The sequence below is a fragment of the uncultured Kordia sp. genome (assembly GCF_947496985.1).
Taxonomy (GTDB): domain Bacteria; phylum Bacteroidota; class Bacteroidia; order Flavobacteriales; family Flavobacteriaceae; genus Kordia.
In genome coordinates, this window is record NZ_CANMEZ010000001.1 from 194307 (window position 1) to 219722 (window position 25416).

Annotated in this window: 25 protein-coding genes; 8 read left to right on the forward strand and 17 right to left on the reverse strand. The window is 32.4% G+C overall.

Features of this window, described 5'->3' with window-relative positions:
• Positions 1-19: 19 nt before the first annotated feature.
• The 5 genes from Q0828_RS00990 to Q0828_RS01010 all read right to left on the reverse strand — a co-directional run bounded on the left by Q0828_RS00990 (position 20) and on the right by Q0828_RS01010 (position 5392).
• Entirely contained in the window at positions 20-976 is a 957-nt protein-coding gene (locus Q0828_RS00990) for a carbon-nitrogen hydrolase family protein (protein WP_298416915.1), read from the reverse strand.
• 92 nt (positions 977-1068) lie between these two features.
• Entirely contained in the window at positions 1069-1983 is a 915-nt protein-coding gene (locus tag Q0828_RS00995; RefSeq protein WP_298416917.1) for a geranylgeranylglycerol-phosphate geranylgeranyltransferase, read from the reverse strand.
• 13 nt (positions 1984-1996) lie between these two features.
• Positions 1997-2926, reverse strand: a complete 930-nt coding sequence (locus Q0828_RS01000) for a mevalonate kinase (RefSeq protein ID WP_298416918.1) — start codon at positions 2924-2926, stop codon at positions 1997-1999.
• 36 nt (positions 2927-2962) lie between these two features.
• The gene (locus Q0828_RS01005) at positions 2963-4045 is read right to left on the reverse strand and encodes a diphosphomevalonate decarboxylase (RefSeq protein ID WP_298416919.1); all 1083 of its coding nucleotides are present in this window, start codon (positions 4043-4045) and stop codon (positions 2963-2965) included.
• A gap of 135 nt (positions 4046-4180) precedes the next feature.
• Positions 4181-5392 carry an NAD(P)/FAD-dependent oxidoreductase gene (locus Q0828_RS01010; RefSeq protein WP_298416921.1) on the reverse strand — a complete coding sequence of 404 codons (1212 nt, stop codon included), beginning with the start codon at positions 5390-5392 and terminating at the stop codon, positions 4181-4183.
• Positions 5393-5557: 165 nt separating this feature from the next.
• Here Q0828_RS01010 and Q0828_RS01015 point away from each other — a divergent pair, with 165 nt between their 5' ends.
• From Q0828_RS01015 to rluF, 3 genes are all read left to right on the forward strand, one after another.
• The gene (locus Q0828_RS01015; protein ID WP_298416923.1) at positions 5558-6415 is read left to right on the forward strand and encodes a hypothetical protein; all 858 of its coding nucleotides are present in this window, start codon (positions 5558-5560) and stop codon (positions 6413-6415) included.
• A 64-nt stretch (positions 6416-6479) separates the two neighbouring features.
• On the forward strand, positions 6480-7118 hold the full coding sequence (locus Q0828_RS01020) for a glycoside hydrolase family 25 protein (RefSeq protein WP_298416925.1): 639 nt from the start codon (positions 6480-6482) through the stop codon (positions 7116-7118).
• Between the two features lie 176 nt (positions 7119-7294).
• A complete protein-coding gene (rluF, locus tag Q0828_RS01025) occupies positions 7295-8029 on the forward strand; it encodes a 23S rRNA pseudouridine(2604) synthase RluF (protein WP_298416926.1) in 735 nt (244 codons plus the stop codon).
• A 73-nt stretch (positions 8030-8102) separates the two neighbouring features.
• On the opposite strand, the gene Q0828_RS01030 is transcribed toward rluF, so the two are convergent.
• The 7 genes from Q0828_RS01030 to Q0828_RS01060 all read right to left on the reverse strand — a co-directional run bounded on the left by Q0828_RS01030 (position 8103) and on the right by Q0828_RS01060 (position 16521).
• Positions 8103-8825: a LytTR family DNA-binding domain-containing protein gene (locus Q0828_RS01030; RefSeq protein ID WP_298416928.1), complete on the reverse strand. Its 723-nt coding sequence runs from the start codon at positions 8823-8825 to the stop codon at positions 8103-8105.
• Positions 8826-8828: 3 nt separating this feature from the next.
• Positions 8829-9890, reverse strand: coding sequence for a histidine kinase (locus Q0828_RS01035; RefSeq protein WP_298416930.1), 1062 nt, complete (start codon positions 9888-9890; stop codon positions 8829-8831).
• Positions 9891-9978: 88 nt separating this feature from the next.
• The gene (locus tag Q0828_RS01040; protein ID WP_298416931.1) at positions 9979-11388 is read right to left on the reverse strand and encodes an alpha/beta fold hydrolase; all 1410 of its coding nucleotides are present in this window, start codon (positions 11386-11388) and stop codon (positions 9979-9981) included.
• Positions 11389-11536: 148 nt separating this feature from the next.
• Entirely contained in the window at positions 11537-12253 is a 717-nt protein-coding gene (locus Q0828_RS01045) for a DUF6090 family protein (protein ID WP_298416933.1), read from the reverse strand.
• Positions 12254-12275: 22 nt separating this feature from the next.
• The gene (locus tag Q0828_RS01050; protein ID WP_298416935.1) at positions 12276-15965 is read right to left on the reverse strand and encodes a metallophosphoesterase; all 3690 of its coding nucleotides are present in this window, start codon (positions 15963-15965) and stop codon (positions 12276-12278) included.
• A 47-nt stretch (positions 15966-16012) separates the two neighbouring features.
• On the reverse strand, positions 16013-16267 hold the full coding sequence (locus Q0828_RS01055; protein WP_298416937.1) for a peptide methionine sulfoxide reductase: 255 nt from the start codon (positions 16265-16267) through the stop codon (positions 16013-16015).
• Positions 16264-16521, reverse strand: a complete 258-nt coding sequence (locus tag Q0828_RS01060; RefSeq protein ID WP_298416939.1) for a glutaredoxin family protein — start codon at positions 16519-16521, stop codon at positions 16264-16266. Before Q0828_RS01060 ends, Q0828_RS01055 begins: the two co-directional genes overlap by 4 nt.
• A 303-nt stretch (positions 16522-16824) precedes the next feature.
• Between Q0828_RS01060 and Q0828_RS01065 the strand changes: the two genes are divergently transcribed.
• On the forward strand, positions 16825-18066 hold the full coding sequence (locus Q0828_RS01065; RefSeq protein WP_298416941.1) for a Pycsar system effector family protein: 1242 nt from the start codon (positions 16825-16827) through the stop codon (positions 18064-18066).
• Positions 18067-18080: 14 nt separating this feature from the next.
• On the opposite strand, the gene Q0828_RS01070 is transcribed toward Q0828_RS01065, so the two are convergent.
• A complete protein-coding gene (locus tag Q0828_RS01070) occupies positions 18081-20456 on the reverse strand; it encodes a GAF domain-containing protein (RefSeq protein WP_298416942.1) in 2376 nt (791 codons plus the stop codon).
• Positions 20457-20700: 244 nt separating this feature from the next.
• Positions 20701-20910 carry a hypothetical protein gene (locus tag Q0828_RS01075; RefSeq protein WP_298416944.1) on the reverse strand — a complete coding sequence of 70 codons (210 nt, stop codon included), beginning with the start codon at positions 20908-20910 and terminating at the stop codon, positions 20701-20703.
• Between the two features lie 186 nt (positions 20911-21096).
• Between Q0828_RS01075 and Q0828_RS01080 the strand changes: the two genes are divergently transcribed.
• On the forward strand, positions 21097-21993 hold the full coding sequence (locus Q0828_RS01080) for a metallophosphoesterase (RefSeq protein ID WP_298416946.1): 897 nt from the start codon (positions 21097-21099) through the stop codon (positions 21991-21993).
• A gap of 117 nt (positions 21994-22110) precedes the next feature.
• The gene (locus Q0828_RS01085; RefSeq protein WP_298416948.1) at positions 22111-22512 is read left to right on the forward strand and encodes a hypothetical protein; all 402 of its coding nucleotides are present in this window, start codon (positions 22111-22113) and stop codon (positions 22510-22512) included.
• A gap of 215 nt (positions 22513-22727) precedes the next feature.
• On the opposite strand, the gene Q0828_RS01090 is transcribed toward Q0828_RS01085, so the two are convergent.
• On the reverse strand, positions 22728-22913 hold the full coding sequence (locus Q0828_RS01090; RefSeq protein WP_298416950.1) for a SymE family type I addiction module toxin: 186 nt from the start codon (positions 22911-22913) through the stop codon (positions 22728-22730).
• Between the two features lie 60 nt (positions 22914-22973).
• Here Q0828_RS01090 and Q0828_RS01095 point away from each other — a divergent pair, with 60 nt between their 5' ends.
• Both Q0828_RS01095 and Q0828_RS01100 read left to right on the forward strand, forming a co-directional pair.
• Entirely contained in the window at positions 22974-23216 is a 243-nt protein-coding gene (locus tag Q0828_RS01095) for a helix-turn-helix transcriptional regulator (RefSeq protein WP_298416952.1), read from the forward strand.
• The gene (locus Q0828_RS01100) at positions 23209-23745 is read left to right on the forward strand and encodes a hypothetical protein (protein WP_298416954.1); all 537 of its coding nucleotides are present in this window, start codon (positions 23209-23211) and stop codon (positions 23743-23745) included. Before Q0828_RS01095 ends, Q0828_RS01100 begins: the two co-directional genes overlap by 8 nt.
• On the opposite strand, the gene Q0828_RS01105 is transcribed toward Q0828_RS01100, so the two are convergent.
• Together Q0828_RS01105 and Q0828_RS01110 are read right to left on the reverse strand one after the other, a co-directional pair.
• Positions 23742-24077 carry a 2Fe-2S iron-sulfur cluster-binding protein gene (locus tag Q0828_RS01105; protein WP_298416956.1) on the reverse strand — a complete coding sequence of 112 codons (336 nt, stop codon included), beginning with the start codon at positions 24075-24077 and terminating at the stop codon, positions 23742-23744. The two genes, Q0828_RS01100 and Q0828_RS01105, sit on opposite strands and share 4 nt — an antisense overlap.
• 238 nt (positions 24078-24315) lie before the next feature.
• Positions 24316-25371: an NAD(P)/FAD-dependent oxidoreductase gene (locus Q0828_RS01110; RefSeq protein WP_298416958.1), complete on the reverse strand. Its 1056-nt coding sequence runs from the start codon at positions 25369-25371 to the stop codon at positions 24316-24318.
• Positions 25372-25416 lie beyond the last annotated feature (45 nt).

Below are 25416 nucleotides of genomic sequence, written 5' to 3' on the forward strand. Positions count from 1 at the left end.
TTCAAAATCAATTTATAACCTAATCATTGATTTTAATCGTACTTTGACGTACTCTGTTTACCGTTAATTGAGTAACATCAGGGCGAGAATAATGCCCAACAGCATCAAAGTTTTGTCGTTCTTCTAATACTTTATTAAAGTCTAGCGTTGCAATTATTAAACCTTCTTTGTGCAAAACAGGTGGAATTAACCATTCGCCATCTGGGCTTGCAATGCACGAACCACCATTTGCCAATTCATCAGGAACATTATTTCTAATTTCGTCTACATTTGGAATATTGTCAGGAATATCATTTTTACGCATCAAACTAGATACAGAAATCACATACGAGCGTGATTCTCGCGCTATAAATCGAGTAATATCTTTAGTATTGACTTCACTTCCTGGCCAAACTGCAATGTGCAAGTTTTCGCCCATTCCATATAAAGCTGCTCTTGGTAAAGGCATCCAGTTTTCCCAACAGTTGAGTCCACCAACGGTAAAATCTTTAAGTGGATGTACTTTTAAACCGTTTCCATCACCACTTGCCCACGTAAGACGTTCTTCATAAGTTGGCATGAGTTTCCTATGCATAGATTCAATACTTCCATGCTGATTTATATATGCTAAAGAACAGTAAATACTATGTCCTCCACGATCTACCGCACGTTCCATCAAACCTAAATAAATAGCAATGTTATATTCTTTGGCCAGATTGCAGATTTCGTCTAAATCGCCTTTTTCAACCTGTATTGAGTTTTGTACATAATGACTATGAATTTCTTTTTGTGTAGTAGAGTTAAATGCAGCTCCGTTTGTATTGGCAACCCAAAACGGATATCCTGGTAATAATGCTTCTCCAAAAACAATAAGTTCACAGTTTTCTTTACTTGCATCAATAATTTGCTGTTTTATTTTGTCTAACGTTTTTGATTTATCTAACCAGACTGGAGCAATTTGCGCTAACGCGACTTTTAATTCATGTGAAGATGACATAGCTTTATTTTTGCTACAAATTACCAATTTTCAAGAAGAAAAACACATGTCAAATTTGCTTTAACATTTTTTGATTTTTTAACATGCATTTATCACAAAACTGTTGTGATTTTATTTAGAATGGCGTCAATATTTAATAATGGAATACTGAAAACACCTGCCACAATAGCGAATTTTAAAATGTTATGAAGTAATAAATAGTGTAATTTTGAAGTGGCTCTGTATAATATTAAAATTGAGATAATTAATAGCATAATACTTCCGTAAAAGTAAAAACGCATGTACCCTAAATCATATTGAGAAATCAAAAAGATTGTTACTAAAATTGCAATAATAACAGATAACGTAATAAGTCCTTTTGATACTTTTTCGCCATAAATAATAGGGATTGTTTTATAATCTTGTGCCAAATCACCTTTGATGTTTTCTAAATCTTTAATGAATTCACGAATTAGAATTAATAAAAATAAAAATGTTGCATGTACAAAAATGACACTGTTTAAGTTTCCATAGTAGATAAAAACAGCAAAAAAAGGCGTAATTGCTAACATTGCAGATGTAAGATTTCCTAAAAACGGAATCTTTTTCATCTTATGTGAATAAAACCATATTCCGAAAATGTATGCTGAAAAGAAAATAAAAGCATTCATTGAGACAAGACTTGCAATCGCAACAGAAATAAAGTTTAAGGTAAAATATGTCGCAATTTTTGTACGCTGACTTACCAAACGATCTAACATTGACTTCTTAGGTCTGTTGATTAAATCTTTTTCAGCATCATAAAAGTTATTGATAATATATCCTGCAGCAATTGCTACTGCTGACGCAAAGATTAATGCAAATAAATGTCCGTCGCAAACAACTTCTAAAAAACCTTTTTTGGGAGCTAGTATAAACTTAGCTGCCAAATATTGTGCTATTACGATGATAAGAATGTTATAGCCTCTTACAACGGAAAACAAGCTGAAGAGTTTATAATAAAATAGCTTATGTTTTCTAGATAACATGTGTGTCTAAACTTTAGAAGTTATAGACTACTTCAAGTTTGTAATCTTTTAGTGTTTCTTTTGTTTTGTCTATATTTTGTGTGAATCCAAGAATGTATCCACCACCACCAGAACCACAAAGTTTTAAGTAGTAATCGTTTGTTTCAATTCCTTGTTTCCAAAGTGAATGAAATTGCTGAGGAATCATCGGCTTGAAGTTATTAAAAACGACTTTAGACAATGATTTTAGGTTTCCAAATAGCGATTTCACATCTCCTTTTAAGAAATCTTCTACACACGAATCTGTATGTTTTATAAATTGATCTTTTAGCATTTTACGGAAACCTTCTTGCTTCATATTTTCCATAAAAATATTTACCATTGGCGCTGTTTCACCAATAATTCCGCTATCTAATAAAAATACAGCTCCATTTCCTACTTCATTTTGAGAAGGAATTCCTGTTGGTTCAATATTGTCTTTCGAATTGATCAGAATTGGTAAACTTAAATAACTGTTCAATGGATCTAAACCTGAACTCTTCCCATGGAAGAACGATTCCATTGCTCCAAAAATTGCTTTTAGCTTTAGTAATTTTTCTCTGGTAAGATTTTCTAAAACAGTGATCTTATCATGCGCATATTTATCATAAATAGAAGCCACTAAAGCACCTGAGCTCCCAACTCCATATCCTTGCGGAATTGAAGAATCAAAGTACATGCCTTTCGATAAATCATCCTTTAAAATTTCAACATCAAACGTTACAAGATCGTTGTCCAGTGCCTCTAAATGATCTGCAAATCTCGCTAAACTTTGGTTAGATGCGATCGCTTCCTGAGAAGGATTTTCATCAATTTTCAATGCTCCTTTGTAAAAATTATAAGGAATAGAGAGTCCTTTGGAATCTTTGATAATTCCATATTCTCCAAAGAGTAAAATTTTTGAATAAAAAAGTGGTCCGTTCATGTTCACTTCAATTTGAGGCTTTTTATATATGTAAAATTACGCTTTTTTTGCTCCAAAACCTATTCTATCGCAAATGTGATGCCCATTTTGGCAAAATTTCACCAATTCTTCCTGAATGAATGGATATATTTTATCTTTTTCATTTTCAGGATATAATATATGAACATTTGCTCCAGCATCTAACGTAAAGCAAATATGTGTTCCCGATTCTTGACGAAATTTCCAGATACGATTGATGATTTCCAGTGTATTAGGTTTCATTAAAATGAAATACGGCATTGAAGTCATCATCATGGCATGAAGCGTTAATGCTTCACTTTCAACAATAGCAATAAACTCGTCCAAATCTCCATCTGCTAAAACCGATTGGATTTTGGTTAAGTTTTCATGCGCTTGTGCAAAACGTTGTTCAGCAAACGGGTGATTATGCATTAAATTATGTCCAACTGTACTACTAACTTGTTTTTCACCTTTGTCAACTAACAGAATTGTGTCGTGAAATTTTCTGAATACATCATGTACTTTGTACGGATATTTCACTGCATATAAATCGTTACTTCCAACCGTATCTTCATGTTGTCCCCAAACAATTAAATCTCCTTCGATACTTCTACTTGCGCTTCCAGAACCTAAGCGTGCTAGAAACGAAGCTTTTGTACTGAATTCTTCATCTGTCATCGTTGGATTGAGTTTTTTCTCTACACTCATTAAACATAAAGCCAACGCACTCATTCCTGAGGCTGAAGAAGCAATTCCGCTACTATGTGGAAACGAATTTGATGTTTCAATTGTAAAATTATATTCTTTTAAGAATGGAAGATATTTTTCAATTCTGTGTAAGAATGTGTTAATTTTCGGTTTAAAATCATCCTTTTGTTTTCCTTCAAAATATAACTCAAAAGAGAAATCGTCTGCTTGCGTTTCTCGTTTTTTATACGTTAATGTAGTTGTAGTTGCGCAGGCATCTAGTGTAAAACTTATGGAAGGATTTTGTGGAATTTGATCTTCTTTTTTCCCCCAATATTTGATAAGCGCAATATTACTTGGCGATTTCCAAGTGACACTTCCGCTTTTAATACTTTTTGTATATGTTTTGGGTAGAAATGTTGCTATTTCCATAGACAATTTTAAAATTTAGGCAAAGATAAGATTATTTGATTGAAGGATTTTAATGTATCAATGTAAAAGTGTAGTGATGTACTAATTTCATAGATCCTAACCTACTTAAGCACCAACAATCTAACTTCTTAATTTTTACATCTCAATACTGTTTGCAATTATATAACTTCCTGTCCAAGCATTTTGAAAGTTAAATCCGCCAGTAATGGCATCAATATTTAGAATTTCACCTGCAAAATATAAGTTTTTCTGTTTACGACTTTCGAAGGTTTTGAAATTTACTTCTTTAAGATCAATTCCTCCAGCAGTTACAAATTCTTCTTTGAAGGTACTTTTTCCTTTAACATTAAAAATTGCCTCTGTAAGCTGGCTAGCTAATTGCTCCGTTTGTTGTTTGTTTATATCTGCCCAACGTGTATCATCTTTGATTCCCGCCGCTTGAATAATTCGATGCCATAAGCGTTTTGGCAGTCCAAATGGATTGTTTTTTTGAACTGTTTTTTTGGCTAATTCAATTTTAAGATCTTTGATATTTACTAAACAATCTTCTTTTGGAACTTCATCTAACCAATTAACTTTTATTTGAAAGTTATAGTTTTTATCTGCTAAAATTCGTGCGCCCCAAGCTGAAAGTTTTAAGATTCCTGGTCCACTCATTCCCCAATGTGTAATGAGTAATGGTCCGTTAGATTCCAATTTTGCATCTACTACTTGCACACTAGCTTGTGTGGCAATTCCGAGTAAATCTTTGATACGTGCATCTTTGATATTAAAGGTAAATAATGAAGGAACCGCAGGAATAATGTTATGTTCAAGAGTTTCTAGTTCCTTCCACATTTTTGGATTACTTCCAGTAGTTAAGACAATATTTGTTGCTTCCAACATTCCTTGACTTGTTTCAACTTGCCATAAATCGTTCACTTTTGATATCTTTTTGACTGCATGGTTTTTTCGAAAATCCACTTTGTATATTTCCGCTTGATGTAAAAAACAATCAATAATTGTTTGCGAAGAATTGGTCACTGGAAAAATTCTACCATCATCTTCGATTTTGAGTTCTACACCACGTTCTTCAAACCAGCCCATTGTATCTCCACAACAAAATTGATGAAAAGGGCCTAAGAGTTCTTTTTCTCCTCTGGGATAGTATTGCACAAGTTCTTTTGGATCAAAACATGCATGTGTTACATTGCAACGTCCGCCACCGGAAATACGAACTTTGGTTAAAAATTCTTTTCCTCTTTCGAGAATGACCACAGATGATGAAGGATGTTTTTCTGCAATATTAATTGCTGTGAAAAATCCTGCTGCGCCGCCGCCAATTATAAGTACATCTATTGGTTTCATTGAACAAATAAGTGATTAAAAATTCTTCTTGTAAAGAAATACTTTTTAATTTAAAATTCAACATTTAGCATTTATATTTTTTTTAAGTCTTAAACTCTTCTTAATTGAGTATGAAAATTTTATGTTTTATGTTGAAAACTTTACTTTTGACCAAACACCTATTTTATGCGACTTCAATTTCTAAGATATTTAACCATTTTATTCTTTTTTACGAATTGCACTGTGAATTACGGTCAATTGAGCTATGTTAAAAAACTATCTAGTGATTTGAAAGAAGTTTCTGGAGTTGAACATTTTCCAAATTCTGAGTTGTTATGGATGATTAATGATAGTGGAAACGATCCAAAAGTATTTGCATTGAATACAAAAGGAAAGATTCAATCTACTCTTTATATCGATGGAAAGAATAGAGATTGGGAAGATTTAACCACTGACAACAAAGGAAATTTATATGTAGGTGATTTTGGAAATAATGCAAATGATCGAAAAAATTTAAAAGTTTATGTATTTTCAGTAAACAATTTAGATCACAAAAAAAATATTGAACCCAAAGTGATTAAGTTTTCATTTCCGAATCAGAAAAAGTTTCCTCCAAAGAAGAAAAACAGGTATTTTGATGTGGAATCATTTTTTCACTATAATGGATATTTATACTTGTTTACCAAAAGTAGAGTCAAAAAAAATTATGGCATTACTGATGTTTATAAAATTCCAGCAACTGCCGGGAAACACAAAGCAAGACTTGTAACTACATTTCATACTTGTGATGAAATGAGTTGTTGGGTTACCTCAGCAGATATTAGTCCAGATGGAAAGAAAGTTGTTTTATTATCACATTCAGCCATTTGGCAGTTTACAGATTTTAAGGGAGATAATTTTATGAACGGGAAGATGAAAAAATTCGATTTAGGACATGAATCTCAGAAAGAAGGAGTTTGTTTTAGAGATAACAATTCAGTGTATATTACAGATGAAAAGTCACATGGAAGTGGTGGAAATTTATACGTATTTACACTTGATTAATTGCTAATTTTTTATTCTCGCTATATTTTTCTGTACCTTGGTGTTATTAACCAAAACTACTACCATGTCTACACAAGCAAAAGGAATTGATATTTCTTATAATCAAGGAAGTTTAATTGATTCTATTGACACCAATAATACCGACTTATCCTTTGTAGTTTGTAAAGCTACAGGAGGAATTACCATTCAAGATCCAGATTTTGCACATAATTGGGAAACGATTCCTAAGAAAGGTTTTATTAGAGGAACGTATCATTTTTATTATACAAATGATGCTCCACAATCACAAGCAGATAACTTTTTTAATGTTGTAGGAAATGATTTTCCATCAGATGCTTTGCCTCCAATTGTTGATTTTGAAGAAGCAAGTGTAAAAACAACTGATAAGAATCAAATTATTGAAGATTTGTTATCATTCTTAAATTTAATAGAGCAAAAATACGGTCGTACACCTATGATTTATACAGATGTAAATACTGGAAATGCTTATTTAAATGATGCCCGATTGACAAAGTTTCCACTATGGATTGCTAATTACACAACAAAACCTGCTCCTACAATTCCAGGGCAATGGTCAGATTGGACTATTTGGCAATATAGTGATAGTGGAAATATAAATGGAACCGCTGTTGATGAGGATTATTTTAATGGAAATGTGCATGCGATGAAACAATTTATTTCGCAAAGTATAGTTTCTAGTTAGATGTTTTTAGCTAAAAAGCTAATACTATAATTTTTTCTCATTTTTTTCCAAGGATTCAAAAATTCTTAACGAGAAAATCTTATTACACTACAAAAAAAGAACTCACCACGATTATGCTTATATTTAAGATCAACATTTTTATTTTCCTTAGCTTTGCATTTTGAAAGGATTATTAGATGAGTGATATACAATTGACAAGAATCAATAAGTTTTTAAGTGAAGCTGGTTACTGTTCGCGCAGAGCTGCTGATAAATTAATTGAACAACGACGCGTTACTATTAATGGCGTAGTTCCTGCTATGGGAACTAAAATTGCACCAGGAGATGAAGTACGCGTAGATGGCGAATTGATTTCTGATCCGAAAGAAAAACCTGTGTATTTAGCGTTTAATAAGCCTGTCGGAATTGTGTGTACAACTGACACTAAAGTTGAGAAAGATAATATTATTGAATATATCAATTATCCTTCTCGAATTTTCCCTATTGGTCGTTTAGACAAACCCAGTGAAGGTTTGATTTTCCTTACTAGTGATGGTGATATTGTGAATAAGATTCTTCGTGCGCGTAATAATCATGAGAAAGAGTATGAGGTAACTGTGAATCGTCCTATTACGAATGATTTTATCCAGAAAATGGGCGATGGAATTCCTATTTTGGGAACGCTTACGCGAAAGTGTAAAGTAGAACAACTTACAAAGTATACCTTCAAAATTATCTTAACACAAGGCTTGAATCGTCAAATTCGTAGAATGTGTGAGTATTTAGATTATAGAGTGGTAAAACTGAAACGTACACGTATCATGAATGTTTCCTTGGATGTTCCTGTTGGAAAATGGCGTCATTTAACTGAAGAAGAATTACAAGGGATTAATGATTTGACAAGCGCTTCTTCCAAAACGCATCGTGAATAAATTGTAATACTACTTATACTTAGTTTGATGGGATTCCGAATCAAGTTCGAAATAACGGGTACTATACATTTTTTTAAAACCCAAATACGTCTTTAAATTTATAGGATTGCCTGCGAGAAACTTCTATTTCTTGCTCAGAGTCTTTCATAACTGCTTTTAGTTTTCCATTGAACCAAGGAACCACTTTTTCTATATGATTTAGATTGATGATCTGTTGTCGATTGGCTCTAAAAAAAGTAGCTTCAGGAAGTTTGGCTTCTATTTGATTAAGTGATTTGTAGATTAATGGTTTGTGATCTTCAAAATATACACGTGTGTAGTTTCCAACAATTTCAAAGACTGCAATTTCCGAAATTTTAATCAACCAACAGTTTTCTCCATCTTTGATAAAGATTTGACGATGCAACTCAAATGGTTTTTCATCTGATGTTTCTTTTTCAATGGTTACAATTACTTTTTCTATCGTTTTAGAAAATCGATCTTGATTGATGGGTTTTAGCAAGTAATCAAACGCATTGTATTCAAAGGATTTTATAGCATATTCATCATATGCAGTTGTAAAAATTGTAAGTGGTACATTTTCTAACATTTCTAACAATTCAAAACCATTTTTTTCAGGCATATTGATGTCTAGAAATAATATTTTTGGTTGTACTTCATTAATTAAATCATAGGCTTTGTCTACATTTTCGGCTTCGCCAAGTAATTCAATTTGTGGGTGTTTTTTTAGGAGTTCTTTTAATTCATTTCGCGCCAAGCGAGAATCTTCTACAATAACTGCTGTGATATTTTCCATAATTTACGATACAGGTATTTGAATAATGGCTTGCACTTCGTTTCCAACTTCTTTTAGTGTGAAACTTGCTTCATTTCCATAGAGTAATTCCAAGCGTTTTTTGATGTTATTTAATCCTATTCGGGTAGAATCTGTTTCTGTTTTTAAAGTTCCTGTATTGTTTACTTGTAGAATAATTTTTTCATCATTATCAGTAACAATTAAGGTTATTTTTCCACCATTTTTCTGATTGGAAACCCCATGTTTTATTGCGTTTTCTACCAACATTTGCAATACCATTGGTGGAATTTTAATTTGTGTGAGTGCTGTTTTCACATCTTGTTCATACACTAAACGGTCTTCCAATTGTATTTTTGACAGTGCTATATAATTGTCTACGATTTCCAGTTCTTCCGAAATACGAATAGCATCCACTTTGTTCATATTTAACGAATATCGCAACATTTCGGAAAGCCGCGTAAGCATATCTCGTGCTTTGTCAACATCTTCTAGCATCAACCCTCGAATGTTGTTTAAGCTATTAAACATAAAGTGCGGATTGAGCTGTCCTTTTAGTGTGTTTAATTGTGAATCTTTTAGTTCCGTTTCTAGTTGTAAGCGATCTATTTTATTTTTTCGCAAACGCGCTAATGATTTGGTTACAATATAAAAAATTAACCAAAAGAATATAAAAATTGCAATATTTAGTGCTGTTGAAAATATTTCTAACGCTGAAATATCTAGAGGTCTTTCATTGATATATGAAAAGGTATAACTAGACCCTACAATTAATAATATGGTAAAAAGCCACGATACTAATGCATATGCTACGAATACTTTTATGTAATTTTTTTGGTTTTGATTGGCAACAAAATCAATTCGTTTTAAATAGCTTCTTAGTAGTGTTGTGAGTACAATTCCTAAAACGATAAAATAGAGTCCTTCAAAGAAAAAATAAATGTGTTTGCTTTTTTCTTCGGGTATAAAATACATTTTTGACCAAACGTTTGCAGATGTTATAAATCCCCAACCTATAATTTGTAGTGTCCAGAATAGATATGTATTGAGTTTGGTTGAAATTGCCATGAGCCTAAAAATACTTGTAAAATTTGAAATGCACTTTTTGACAAATTTGATGCAATGTCAAAAAAGTGCATTTTCTTTTGATTGATTATTAAAATCTTTTGTTAATCCAGTTAGAAATGTATTCTAATGCAACTGGAGCAAATGTCTCTTCTATCGTTGCGTATTCACTAAGTGCGCCCGTTTTTGACGTTTGAAATAAGTGATTTAAGTCTTTAAATTGTTTGATAGTTACATCTTTACTGTTTTTTAGTCCTTTTTCAATAGCATTGAGATTTAATTCTGGTAATACTTGAAAATCTTTTTCACCGTTCACCGCCAATACAGGGCATGTTACTTTTTGTAGTGATGTTTGCGGATCGTACCCAAGAAACGCTTGCATCCACGGAGATGTGATCATTTCTGCCTGTGCAACAATTGCTTCATCAGTAAGTTCTGCTTTTGCTTTTTCAAAAGTCATTTTAGTACGTAATTCTTTGAATAGTTTTATGATTTCTTCTTTTGAAGTTTCGCCTTTATAGTTTGTGCTAATTTCAAATACTTTCGCGGATACTTCTTGTGAGTTTTCTATATCAACTTTTGGATAACCTTCTAATTCGGCAGCTCTTTTTGATTGTGTTAATAAGACTTCTTTTCCATCAACTCCTGGTCCTGCAAGTAATACACAAAATGCTACATTGGTATTGTTTGTAGCAACAATTGGCGCAATAAGTCCACCTTCACTATGTCCAACTAAACCAATTTTGTTGGTATCTACAACATCTTTTCTTGTTTGCAAGTATGCTATTGCAGCTTCTACATCTGTTGCAAAGTCAAATGATGTTGCTGTTCCAAAATCACCTTCTGATTTTGCTGTTCCTCTGTCATCATAACGTAATACAGCAATTCCATTTCTTGTTAAATGATCTGCTAATACTAAAAATGGTTTGTGACCTAGTAATTCTTCATTACGATTTTGCGGACCTGAACCACTTATGAGAATCACAACTGGTGGATTTTTCACATTTTCTGGTAATGTTAATGTTCCTGCAAGTTTTATGTTTCCTGCTTTAGCATTTTCAAAGCTTACTTCTTCAGAAGCATATGGATATGGTTTTTTAGGTTCTTGTGGTTTTGGCTTTTTTTCCTTTTTCACCTCTTTTTCTCCTTTTTTCAGATCTAAAGGAAATACTCTTCCTGATTGTTTAAATGTTCCTTTAAATACACCATCAGTAAACGTTGCAGTGTATTCCATTCCCATTTGGCTTTGTGTTATTGTCAATTGATTGTTTTCAAATGTAGTTTTGTCAATTGGAATTCCGAACGCTCCTTGATCTGGACTGTCTAACGTTGCTTTATATGCTCCGTCACTTTCCGTAATGTTAAATGCCAAAGGAAGTTCCGTTCCTTGTACATTTAAAGCTCCTTTCCAAGTTCCTGAGATGTTTTGCGCTGAAGCTACTACCGTTGCTAAAAAGAACGCTAGTTTGAATACGATTTTGAATATTGTAAATGATTGCATGTCTGTTGTTTTTTGATTACGATGTAAAAGTAGTACGGAATACATCTTCTGACAATGAAATTATGATAAGCGGAAATTTGAATATGGCGAACGGTTTGTTGGTTTTGGGTTTTGGCAAGAACCATTTTTACACTTAGTATTTAAAACCTCATTCTCCTTTCCGTTTTTTAATTTCCTCTAAAATAGTTGTTGCTCTTTCTTCAAATATTTCTAATTCGGGTAAGAAGACAGAAAACGATATAAAGTATGAGCTTGCTACTCTATTTTTGTAATCAGGATCATTTAATGTATAGTTTATGAATTCTTCACTATTTTTCATTGTAATTAAATCTGACCACCATATATAGTTCTTCTTATAGTGTGTGTAGTTATCCTGAAAATCATTAGCTCGTAAGTCATCATCTATTTTTATTTCGCGTAAGCGTTCTGTATAGAATTCTATAATTTGAGATGGTAGATTGTCTTGAAAACCATCTGTGTTGAAATTTGTTAGTTGATCAAAACCACGTGTATTGAACGTAATTTCAGGAAAACCAATGGTTAGAAAACGCAATCGTGGATTTGTTTTATAATCAGATTTAGTTAAAGAATCGTTTAGTATTTTAGAATATAATGGATCTATTTTTTTATAGTACTGTTGTACTTCATTTATTTCCTCTAAATCATTTTGCAAATCATCTTCTATAATAGTGTAGATATTGAAAAGTTGTTGTTCTTTTTTACGATTTTCATTCCAGTTATTAAGAGAAACGGCAATCAAAATTCCAATTACAACCAAGATGATTTCACCTACGGCATATACAATATAGTTTGTAAATTTCTTTTCTTTCAATAGTTTTTCTCTAAGATTTCTGAATAGTTTCATATAAAATCAACTTGTTTATTGATTAAAACCCGAATCCTACACCAAATGCAAAACGTCCACCATCATCAGAACTGAATAGTGAGAAACGTGCGGTTAGCATATTTGCGCCGCTAAGCCAAATTCCACCTCCAAGTGATGTATTCCATTTTCTAGAAGCATCATTTTCTACCCAAACTCTACCATAGTCAAATCCTCCAAAAACACCAATATTGAGTGGCAACACACCTGTTTTTATACGTCTTAGGTTTAAGCGAATATCTGTTGTTTGCACAAAAGCACGTTTTCCTGTAAATCGTTCATTTCTATAACCTCGTAATCCTGTATTAGCTCCTAAGGTTGCTCCTTGATAGAATTCGAATCCATCTCCTAGGTTTAGATGTCCTCTTAGTTTTGTTGCTAATACTAATTGTCCACTTGAAATTAGTTTATGGTTTATTCCAAATTCTGGAATTACATATCCAAAACCTTTGGAAGTACTAACATTGTTTTTGTATCCTGTTTCCAAACTCACTTCCATTCCCATCGTTGGAAATGCTTCATTGTCTACATTTTTAAAGTGATACTTTGCATCAACACCATAGAAATCTTGCTTATCAAACACACTTGAATTTGCTGGTAAGTTTAAGTCTAAAAACCTGTTTAATGTGCGTTCTACTTCATTGCTTTCATAGAATATTCCTGCGGCAAAACTTCCACCTAATTGTCCACGCCAAACTAAAGAAGGAGCAATTTTAGCAGTTCTTATTTTCACTCTATTGAAATCTAAATCAGCATCAATTCCATCGTCATCATCTGCTTCAGCATTCGGTGTTTCATTTCCAAAACCAAAGAAGTTAACTGCATAGTTTGGACTATTGAATTGTGCTTTTAATTGTAGGTTAAAGTTTCCTACTACATTGGCAAATTCTCCTGTGTATCCTACATCAAAACCATTTGTTGCAAAGTAATACGCTGCCGAAATGGTGTGTTTTGAAGTAAATGGATTTCGTTCAAAGCCATAGTTTGTATAGGTATTTGAGACACCTATTTTGAAACCATCATCAGGATTAGAGCCTATTGTTGGAATTAATTGGTTGGTATTGTTTTTTAGTTTTTTGTAATCGTATACATTTGTTTCGTAATCATCCGTTAATTTCTTGCTTCCTTTGTTGGTTACAAATTCACTTTCCTTCGATTTGTAGTCATAGATTTTTACTTTTTTACCATTTTGAATATCGTATACGTCTTTGTTTTGCCCACCAATTAATCGAATTCTTGTTATGCATTTTCCATCACCAAATACATGAAACTTGTCATCATCGTCTAAACCATAGATCCAAATTTCTTTTGTTTCAGCATTTTTATAGACACGTTCATGAAATTTATCACCTTTATTTCCTTTTTTGATACGATATGCTGTTACTTTCGTTTCTCCATTTGGCAAACGTTCAATATCAAACCAATCGTCTTTGTTCGTTCCTTTTACAACTGCATATTTGTTTACTAACACATAATATCTGTCTGATATTTTTTGAAGATTTGCACGTCTGGCTTTTAGTTTTTGTTTGATCTCTTCAACCGCTGCATCACGTACTTCTTTTGGAAATTCTAAGAATGCTTTTTCAATTATATCATCAGTTAATCCATCTTGAATGAGTTTTACTTGCGTATCCCAAACAGTTTTATCAGCTTGTTGAATGAGTTCCATATCTAACGGATATGGTTCTACATTTACACCTTTCACATCTACTAAATCATCATCGTATTTACGTAATAATCGCGCTGTAGGTATTATTCTTACAGCTGTTCCTAGTAAGAACCCATCAGACATTATAGAAAATGCTTGATCGCGATCGCGCGGCATTGGACGATAAACTTTTTTACCATTTTCTTTAAACTCTATCCAACGCCATTGGTCTTGGTGTCTGTCCCAATCACCAATTAGCATATCAAATAGTCTGGCACGTATGTATGAAGCTTCATCCACAACAATGTCTTCATCTTTGTGAATTTTATCCATCATATCCTCTGTACTGATCAATTTATCTTGAAAACCAAAACTCGCTAGATTGCTGTGACCTTCAGAAGTATGCTCTTCTATCATGTATAATTCGCCCCCAAATTCATCATTGTATTGACCTAATCCATTTTGTTTTGGCACATAGTATAATACTGGATTTGTATGATATACGCCAACAGCATCTGCCAATGTTCCAATAGCAAAAGGTGCGTATGGATGCGCTCCCGTGAATACATCTAAGATTAAATCTTCCGTTGCTGTATCGTCAAATTGCCCTTCTATGTATTGGTCTTTGAATAGCACAGATTGTAAGTATTGCAATGCTTGTTTACGAAGTGCACGCATTACATATTGTGTTCCGTTTTTGTCTTTTAATCGTAATGATTTTGATTGATTTCCTCCTCCTTTTCTAACTGGTGTTAATCCTCCAAAGAGTGTATCTATATTTACAGTTGGCACTGTTACTTTGGTATTGTATTGTTTTCGATAGCGATCTCCCCAAAGAAATTTACCAAATCCAGATATTGATGTTTCTTCTTCCGTATAGATAGAGGCCGATTTTTCTTTTGGAAATTCAGACGGATAATTCACTTTTGTCATTTTTGTTCTGGCAGGTAATACTTCTGTTTCAAAAACTACTTTGTTTTCCTCTGCTGAATAAAAACGTACGTATGATGAACCATCTTTGAATACATCTAATCGTGCATACCCTTGTGTTCCGTATGAAAATTGTCCTCCGCCAACATTACGAGTTCCAGATTTTTTAGCTCCTGAACCACTTATTATTTGGCGTAAATTGTCTTCTACAATGTATTGTAAACTGTGTTCATGTCCAGATACAAAGATTACTTTATCATTTTGTTGTGCAATGGTTACAATTCGTTTTTTGAATTCGTTGTAACGCTTGTTAGTTAAATCCACATTGGCAACACCACTAGTACTTCTTATTACGTTTTTTAATGATCCTAATACTGGAACTGGCGACATATGACTCTTAAAAGTATATTGCCCGCCATGTGAACCATTTGTATACATTGGATGATGCAATGCAACGATTGTTGTTTTCCCTCTTGCTTTTTTCACCAAACTTGTAAACTCATCAAAGAATCGGTTTCTTGTTTTCAGCTCACAATCGTCATTCATGGTTGGATGATGATCCCAATTGGTGATGTACCATTCGCTATCTATTAGAATTAATTCAATGTCTTTACTGATATGAATTTTCTCTATAGGACAACCATTTTCTGGTAAGAAAGTATTTTTTCCAAGTATTTTTTCTACATATTTTTCTTGACGCTTTAATCCTTCTAAACCATCACTATACCAATCATGATTTCCAGGAATAAATATTGTTTCTCCTTTAAAATCCTTTACAATTCCTGTTTGTACTTCTAACTGATGTTCTGCAAACGCTCGATCATCATGATTTTTTTTAGGTAATCCTGCTGGATAAATGTTATCCCCCAAAAAGATAGCCGTACTATTTTTTGATGCTTTTTTTAGTTCTTTTTCAAACATTTCTAAAGCAATTGCCGTTTTACCTAACGGGGAGTTTCCTCCATCACCAATTAAATAGAAAGAGTGTTTTATTTCTTTATTTTTAGGAAAAGAATCTGTATTTGTTTGTGCTGCATATTGTGCTTTGAAAGTCGCGCAGGCACTGAAACAAAGTAAAAGAACTATTATTCCTACTGATTGTAAAGATTTTATCATTGGTTGTAGTTTTATCAGTTTAAATATAATGATTCATTTTTGAAATGTTAACATCTGATTGTGTAGTTTTCTAGAAAGTGAATCACTTTTTGTTGCGGCATTTCGCAAGGTTTTAGTATTTCATGTTGGCGTGTACAATAGTAATTAAGACTTATAAAGTCGTTTCCTCCTAATGCTGATGCATAGATTTTATAACTTTTCCCTTGATTAAATTCACTTTTAACAACACCATATTTTATATTTTGATAATATACTTCTGAGTACCCTAGTGGTAATTGTTGAATTCGTTTTAGTAATGTCATTTGATAAGCTTCTGCAACCATTTGCCTAATTCTTCTTCTCTTGGGTTTCGAAGTTTTTTACTTCCTATGGTTATTGTTGGGAAGTTCAGTTTTCTATTTTCATATAAATTCCGAAGTTCTTCTGCATGTGTTTCATTTGCCTTTACATCTAAAAATTGATACGGAAGTTTCTTTCCTTCTAACAGTGCTTTGTAATAGTTCGTTTTATGACAGGTTTCCGTGCCATATAATTTTATTTCAGGAATTTGTTTCATGCCATAATAGTCTCTTTTTAAGCTTAAAAATTACACTTAAGATAATATATCCAATACGAGTTTTATACTAAGCGAAATTTACAAGAATATGTTTAACAAAACCTTATGAAAGGTTCATTAAAATATCTGACTAATCCTTACGTTTTAGTCTTGTTTATTTAACATTAATTAAAGTTTAGTATTTTTACTCAATAATCGAGATTTAAAATGCTCCGAGACTTGTCTCGATATTTTACATGAATTACTTACACATGCTTTATGGGCTTACCCTGAGGCAGTTTATTCAAAATTAAAGAAACCAATATGGAAACCCTTATCATTGAAGTTGAAAAATTTGTTGTTGATTTTCTAAATAAAAATTTAGACAACAAATTCGTTTATCATAATGTATCACATACAAAACGTGTTGTACAGAAAACACAAGAACTTATTGATGGTTTGGGGGTTAATGAGACGGAAGCAAAACAATTATTGGTTGCTGCTTGGTTTCATGATACTGGCTATACAAAAGGAATTGAAAATCATGAAAATTATGGTGCTTCCATTGCTTCCGATTTTTTGCAAAAACAGAACGTTTCTGAAGAAGATATAACTGTAGTGAATCAATTGATTTTGGCTACTAAAATGGGAAGTACACCAACAACACTCCTTGAAAAAATAATTTGTGATGCTGATTGCTCTCATATTGGAAGTAAAAATTTTAGTGATTTAACAGAATTACTTCGTAAAGAATGGGAACTTACCAAAAATAGAACACTTACAGAAGAAGAATGGCTGAGTGAAAATATAGGGTTTTTAACTAATATGCATTCATTTTACACTTCTTTTGCGACTTCTAAATGGGAAAAACAAAAAGGAAAAAATTTAGCACAACTGCTTAAATCTCAAAAAAAGCTTTTACAAGACAGTGCTAAATTAAAACAGAAGAAAGATGAACTTACTTTTAAAAAGAATAAAGTAGAGTTACCTGAACGTGGAATTGAAACGATGTTTCGTGTGGCGTTACGAAATCACATCACGCTAAGTGATATTGCAGACACTAAAGCAAATATACTTTTATCGGTAAATGCCATTATTATTTCTATGGTGCTTTCGAACTTAGTTTCTAAGCTTGATAATCCTTCGAATGATTATTTAATTTACCCAACAATCATTTTTACCATCTTTACTGTTGTGTCAATGGTACTTTCTATTTTGGCTACACGTCCGAATGTAACACAAGGAAAATTTAGCAAAGAAGATGTTGCCAATAAAAAGGTGAACTTATTGTTTTTTGGAAATTTCCACAAAATGAAGTTAGATGAGTTTGAATGGGGAATGAATGAAATGATGCAAGATCGCGATTATTTATACGGATCACTTACCAAAGATTTATACTTTTTAGGACTCGTTTTGAATAGAAAATATAGTTTATTACGAACTACATATACTGTTTTTATGATTGGTATTGTCGTAAGTGTACTGTCATTTGTTATTGCTTTTTACTTAAGAGATCCTAATGCCGGAAGAAAAGTACACGAAACAGCAATGGCATTATTAGTCTAAAAAAAAGAAGAACTCTATTTGAGTTCTTCCATTAATTCATCAATTGTCAACGATGATTTTTCATTGAAATCTTCTTGATATATAACTTCTACACGTAGAGCTCGCAAACCTGAAACACCTTGTAAGTCTTCCAATTCAAGCTTTTCAAGTTTTCCAAAGTAGTTTTTAGATTGCATGTATTTTATATACTTAATGTATTCGCGCGCGTCTTTATCTTGCGAATATACAATGGCAATTTTCCCAGGAACTGTTAAACGCTCTCTTGTATTTTTAATATTTGCTTTGTCAATACGTTTTTTAATAATCTCATATCGAATATTATACGCACCATCAACATCAAACTGTTTTTCGTCCATTCGGAATTTAATCGCTAATGGATTGCTGTGTACTAATATTAAGGAAGCAACTTGCAAATCGTGATCCATTTGCTTTCGTGTATTATGCGCTACTTGCTCCATTTCATAAGTATTCTGCAATTGCCATAAACGCAAATTGTACAGGTAAAGTGTGTGAAACGATTTATCTTTTACCAACGATTGTCCTATATACATATTATACTCAACACCATCCGTTTTATAACGTTCAAAATAGTGAGGAAACATTTCTTGAGCTTCTTCTTGTTTTTTATCTATATAATTAGCCAGTTTATTGTTTAAAATTGTAACGCTATTTTCATAGGCTTTTCGCTTTTCGTACACTACTTTTAGATTTTCATCTAAACGATTCATATACGTATCAACAAGTAAAGCAATGTCTGTATCTGATTCTTTTAAATGTCTGAATACTGGATAAATATCTTTCTTTAAAAATTCTAAAATACCTAATTCATCACCTGCATTTAATCCTTCTTTGGTATGATTTAGATATTCTTCTATTCTGAATGTTAACTCTTCATAAATTGGTAGGTTTGCTTTTTCAAGTGCACCTTTTAATACTGTAATTGCCAATTCCAATTGAATAGTTAAGTCTTCACGAATTGCAGTATTTCTAGCAATAGAAGAACCTTTTATATCACTTTGTCCAAATAATGGATATACTTCTTCAAAAACAATATCATCCACAATAGGATTTTCTGCATTTTCTGCTAAAGCAGATTGATACTTTTCTGCGGCTTCATAAAAACGCCATTTCACTGCAGAATGAATAGAGGTATAATGTTCTTGAATAGTAGCTTCTAATATGTTTTGATAATCTTCTGCCGAGCGTGTTACAGCTGATTCAAATACAGGAATGATATCTCGTAGTTTCTGCTGATTTACCGAGTTGAGCTCATATGCTCTTGGTGAAGCAATTTCTAAAATTGCTAAATCATTACTTCGTTTTGCCTTTATAGGAATTAGAATTATACTCTTTATTCCTTCATTTTTTAAACGTGTGAAAAAATTATTATTCCCATTCTCATCACCATATGCATCTATATCAGATATTGCAAGTGTTTCTTGTTTACAAAAAATCTTTTCAACGATGCTACTACAGAAGAATCGAGAACATGCTATTTCTTTTTCTTCTTTAAAAATCAGGCTATCTGCTTGCTTTATTCGTGTTATATGCCCATCGTCACCCGTTGCATTTACAAACACCGAATAACCTAGCTTTAAGTCTTTTATGTTAAAAAATTCGCTTAAATTTTGACGCACATCTGAAATTAAATTGTCATCACTACGCAATAAATTTGTTCGAATGGAAGAAAGTGTTTCATCAAAAGTAATATCGAATAAATTCATGATTCCGAATCCTTTGAAGATATAACTATCTCTTGGGAATTTTTCTTTCCAAACGTCAATATTATCAAAGTTATCTAATAATAACTTCACATCCTCATCTGTGATTTTAGGAGCATTTTCAGTCGGAATTACTTGGCAAAAATCACCATTAAAAGCAACTCTATAATGTTTAGTTATACCTAAGTTTTTATCAGGAATATCAAAATAGAAAGGACGTTTTAAGTCAATATTGTATCCATAACACACTGATAAAATCATCACACATGCATGTAAATACATTTCTTTTTCATCTAAATTTCTTGCTGTAAAATCATAAGAATCATCAGCATTTTCTAAAATTTTCTTGAGTCGATTAGAGTATTTGAAAGATTGAAAAGAAAATGGAACCGTTGCTACTTTGATTTCATTATCTGTTAGTATTTCAGGAAACAATCCTTCTAAAACCAAATCAATTTGTGGTTTGTATTTTTCAAGTTTAGAAAAATCAGTAAACCCTTCACGAAGTTCTGGATAATTGTCTAAATACTGAGTAATTTCAATAGCGGATTTATGATACGGATGACTTTTATCTTCTATATATTTATCATAGAAAGATATCACTTGATCAAAACTGATAACAAGTTGTAAAGGTAAGTTTAAGTCTTGAATTTCATTTTTTTGCCCCATAATCGAAATCATTTAGTCTACAAAGATACGAAATCCCTAGCTTTAAAGCTGTTAAAACAACTTACAGTACCGCTAAGAATCAAATCTTTATATATTTTTAATAATACTACTGTTATTTAGACGTTTATAATGACTTTATGTTACAAAAACGACACGATTTATTAGCTTTTTTGTGCCTCACATTTTTCAACAAAAAAAGCGAACCGAAGTCCGCTTAGTAATAAATCTATAAAGTGAGGTCTTATTAAGGACATGTAAACCAAGTCCAGCACTGATTTTCACATGACCAAATACTTAACTCTTTTGGCGGATGTGCTTGACATACTGGATCACCAACACATCCTGATAATTGATTCAAAACACTATCTCCTGCTCCAACGCCTCCACTCACGTGAGAAAGACTTGATATTGCAGCTCTGTTTAACGTTAACTTTCTAAATTTCTTTTTTTTCATTTTAATATATTTTAATTGGTTAATGTGAACAATCTAGATAAATTCGTATGGTATTAGAAATAAATGTGACGGACGCTTCGGTTTTGTGACGAATGAGAAATTAAAATCTTATTTCGTATTTCTTTTAAAGATTTCTGTAGTTCCAATTATTACTTTTTTACGATATTTAGCCTATAAATCTAGTACATGTCTTCAAAAACTCGTTTGACAAGAGCGTATCAACAAGCGCTTCAAATTCCGTTTGACCGCAATTCTAAAATTGTGCTATTTAGCGATTGTCATCGTGGAGATAATAGTTTTGCAGATGATTTTGCCAATAATAGAAACATTTATTTTCATGCGTTAAAACAGTATTATAAAAAAGGTTTTACCTATTGTGAACTCGGTGATGGTGATGAACTCTGGGAGAATTCTAATTTTAAATCCATTTTTGCAGCGCATAAAAATGTGTATCTATTATTAAAAAATTTTCATGAAGATAACCGGTTGTATTTGATTTGGGGAAACCATGATATGGTATATCGAAATGAAAAGTATGTGCAAAAACATTTATCAACCTATTTTGATCCAAAAACTGGAACAGACAAACCATTGTTTACCGATTTGAAATACCATGAAGGTATTGTGTTGAGACATACAGAAACGCAGCAAGAAATTTTTTTAACACATGGACATCAAGCCGATTGGTGGAATTATATTTTTTGGAAATGGAGTCGTTTTATGGTGCGTGCATTATGGAAACCATTGCAAATACTCGGTATTGCCGATCCGACGAGTCCTGCAAAAAATTATAAGAACTTAATTAAAGTAGAACGAAGAATTAAAAAGTGGATTATTGATAATGATAATTTAATTACAGTTGTTGGTCATACTCATCGTCCACGATTTCCAAATCCAGATGAGATTTCTTTTTTTAATGATGGAAGTTGTGTGCATCCGCGAAGTATTACAGGAATTGAAATTGAAAACGACGCCATTTCGTTAATTAAGTGGTATACTGCAACTACTGATGATGGCATTTTAAAAATTGAGCGTGAAGTACTAGAAGGCCCTAGAAAGTTAAGTGAATATCAATCTAGGTAATAGATTTTAGTTTCTGGTTTATAAGAAACACCTTTACATTTAAAATTACTAGTTATAATAATTATGAACGCAACTTTTATTCTTTGTTTGTATCTTTAAAGTATTAAAATCAATACCATGAAAAAATATCTCTTCTTATTTTTAGTAAGCATCTCTTTTATAAGCTGTTCAAACGATGATGATGCTACCAATATTTCAACAAGTAGTAAAATTATTGGAAATTGGAGTTGGACTTTATCTTCAGGTGGCATTGACGGTTCTATATTAACTCCAGCATCTACGGGTTATACACAACGACTTGAAATTACTTCCGATGTTATTAAATATTATTTTAATGATGAATTGGATACGCAAGCTACGTATACTATTGAAGTCCGCGAATCTTCAATTTATAATGAAACTCGTGAAATGATTATTACCGATTTTGAGTTCAGAAATATTGTAGAATTTAGAGATGGCAAACTGATTTTAATAGGCGATTGTAATGATTGTTTAATAAGTGAATATGTTAGAGAGTAGAAAACTTTTTAGCTGTTGATCTTTGGATCGCTTCGTTTTGAGTGTTTGTTGATGAATTATCTAGATTAGCTTAGATTATTGGACTTCTTAGATTTTTCTTTGTAAGCGTCACACTGAACTTGATTCAGTGTCGCATTATCCGTTTTTTAGTTTTTTGTGTGATGCTGAATCAATACTCAATCAAGTTTAGCACATGGTTCAGCATGACGAAACTATTATTTGTCTTTATTTACTGTAATCACTAATTTATTTTTTTGTTGATGAACAATCACTTCATTTCCTCTAGTAAAACCTAAGTTTTCAAGCCATTTTCCTTCCAATCGTATTGTTGGAATTAAGATTCTATCGTATTCTCTTTCTCTAAATTTAGAATGTATTTTGAGTTTTCTTGTATTTCTCATTATTAAATATGTTCGCTATAACGAACACAAGATATGAAAATTTTATCGAAATTCGCTATAGTGAACACAAAAGAAGAAAAATACCTCAAAAAATTAGGCGATCATATTCGTACTTTGAGAGAACTAAAAGGTTTAGATCAAAAACCTTTTGCTTTTCAATGCGGAATTAGCAGAACTCAATTGTACATGGTTGAAAATGGTAAAACGAATCCGCGTTTATTGACTTTATTAAAAATTGCTAATGGACTTGAAGTTGATTTAAGTGAACTTTTGAATAATTTAAAAGAAAACAATAATGATTGAAATTATCCTACCAGCAATATTAACCGTAATTCTAAATATCTTATTCTATCTATTTATAAAAAAACGCATTGATCGTTCTATTGAAGAATACAAAATAGCTTATAGTGGTATTTTTAAAGAAAAGATTGAAGTTTATCGTGAAATTTTAGATAAATCTTACCGAATAATGACGTTAGTTGGTCGCTATCATATTTCTTCAAATGAAGATCAAAAAGATGAGTTTCTTAAAGAAATTGAAACTTTTATAAATTACTACTTAAAAAATCAACCCTTTCTATCTGAAAACATGCTCGATAAATTAAAAAAAATACGAGCAGAGTTTCAATTTGTCTTTGATAACTCATATATGTATTTCTCTATATCAGATAACAGAGGAATTCCTAAAGAAATGCGAACTGAAATAACTTCAAAATTTTTTGAAGCTGGAAACAAGTTGAAAAAAAATAATCCTTTTGATGAATTAATCAAAGTAGTAGTTAAGGAGATGAGAGAAGATTTAAAAACAGATAAAGTTAAAAAAGATCTCTAACTCTCAGGCGCCAATTCCACTTCCAAACCATCTAGTTCTGGTGTCATTTGAATTTGACAACCTAAACGACTATTGTCTTCCACATGAAACGCTTCAGCAAGCATCATATCTTCGTCAACGCTCATTTCTGGTAACTCATGGTCAGAATGTACATAACATTGACAAGAAGCACACATTGCCATTCCACCACATATACCAATGGTTCCTTCTTCAGCTAGCTCGTACGAACGCACCACTTCCATTAAGTTCATTGCCATATCAGTTGGCGCTACAATTTCATGAGTAATGCCTTCTCGATCTTTTATTTTTATGTTGATGTCTACTTGTGACATTTTGATGTACGATTTTATGATTTACGATTGTTGTTTCAAAGCTGTTCTCGATAGTTCTGCTGAGTTTACCGAAGTACAATTTCTTATCTATCTCGACTGCGCTCGATATGACAAAAATTCACTCGAACTAACGTTTTTCTTATATATTACCACGATTTTTATTTCGCCCCTCGCAATGACGTTTTCGAACTCAAACTTAGGCAATTGAGTGAAATTCTGAAAGAATTTTGTGTCGAAATTAGTTTATGGCTTTTACAACTGCTTTTGGTGCTTCTTTACGTGTTCCGTCAAAACCATCAATTCCGCTTACGGTTGTATATTTCATTACATATTTTTTATCTGGAAATATACGTTGATACGCGCTTTGACACATTAAGGTAGCTTCATGAAATCCGCAAAGAATCAACTTTAACTTCCCTGGATACGTATTTACATCTCCAATAGCATAGATTCCTGGAATGTTTGTTTGATAATCCAATGTATTATCAACTTTGATAGCGTTTTTCTCAATTTCTAATCCCCAATCTCCAATTGGACCTAATTTTGGCGCCAATCCGAATAATGGAATAAAATGATCCGTTTCTAACGTATATGACTCTTCTCCTTTTTTCGTTACCTCAACTCCAGTTACATGATTTTCACCATGAATTCCTGTGATTTCCGCAGGAGTAATCAAATTGATTTTTCCAAGATTTTTCAATTCTTGTACTTTTTCAACAGAATCTAACGCACCACGGAATTCCGTACGTCTATGTACCAAAGTTACTTCCGAAGCTACATCTGTTAAAAAGATACTCCAATCTAATGCAGAATCTCCTCCTCCAGCAATGACCACTTTTTTATTACGATAGATTTCCGGATCACGAATAATGTATTCAACACCTTTATCTTCGTAGTTCGCTAAGTCTTGAATAGGTGGTTTTCTTGGCTCAAAACTTCCCAATCCGCCAGCAATGGCAACAATTGGCGCATGATGTTTTGTTCCTCTATTTGTAGTTACGATGAAACTTCCATCGTCTAATTTTTCAATTGTTTCTGCGCGCTCACCTAAAGTAAATGTAGGTTCAAACGGCTCTATTTGCTTCATTAAATTGTCTACCAAATCACCTGCTAATACTTCTGGATATCCTGGAATATCATAGATTGGTTTTTTTGGATATATTTCAGAACATTGCCCACCTGGTTGTGGCAATGCGTCTATTAAGTGACATTTTAATTTTAATAATCCTGCTTCAAAAACAGTAAACAGTCCTGTAGGACCGGCTCCAATAATAAGTATATCGGTCTTTATCATTTTTTCTCTTAATATAATCTGATACAAAAATACTATGTACGCAAT